Source organism: Pedococcus sp. P1_H8, assembly GCF_056405175.1.
In genome coordinates this window covers 1-605 of the sequence record NZ_JBFUCP010000067.1, presented here as the reverse complement: position 1 = coordinate 605, position 605 = coordinate 1, and the positions used below count along the sequence as shown (strand labels likewise).

Sequence of the window (605 nt, the reverse complement as noted above, 5' to 3'; positions counted from 1 at the left end):
GGCCTGTTGGGGGCGTTCCGCGCCTTCTCCTACGGCTCCCTCTACCCGACGCTGCGACGCATGCAGGCCGACGGGTCGATCGCCGAGGACACCGGTCCGACGGGCACCGTCATTCGACGCGCCCGGCGTGTGTACGCGCTCACCCCCGAAGGCCGGGAGCGGTTCGCCAAGCTCGTCGCCGACACGGGACCGCAGAACTACACCGATGACGGATTCGGCGTCCACCTCGCCTTCTTCAGTCGCACCCCCGCCGAGGCGCGGATGCGGATCCTCGAGGGCAGGCGGCGCCAGGTCGAGGAGCGCCGGGAATGCCTCCGCGACGCGATCGGGCGGGCCAGCGGCTCACTCGACCGGTACACCCGCCAGCTTCACCAGCTCGGACTCGAGTCGAGTGAACGCGAGGYCCGCTGGCTCAACGAGCTGATCGCGGCCGAGAACACATCAACTGCAGCACTCAAGAAAGAAGGAGAACCCGACCATGGGTGAGAACAGCACCGCGGTGCGCGTAGCCATTGTGGGCGTGGGGAACTGTGCCTCGTCCCTGGTCCAGGGCGTGCAGTACTACAAGGATGCCGACGAGAACGCGACCGTCCCCGGTCTGATGC

The 605-nt window shown here is 68.0% G+C and carries 1 protein-coding gene and 1 pseudogene; both read left to right on the top strand.

Annotation, left to right across the window (positions count from 1 at the left end):
• The coding region (locus AC1DYG_RS18860; protein WP_477641401.1) for a PadR family transcriptional regulator at positions 1–486 on the top strand (486 nt) is incomplete at its 5' end.
• Positions 479–605: pseudogene (locus AC1DYG_RS18855) on the top strand (inositol-3-phosphate synthase); the annotation flags it as partial. The gene AC1DYG_RS18860 and the pseudogene AC1DYG_RS18855, both read left to right, overlap by 8 nt.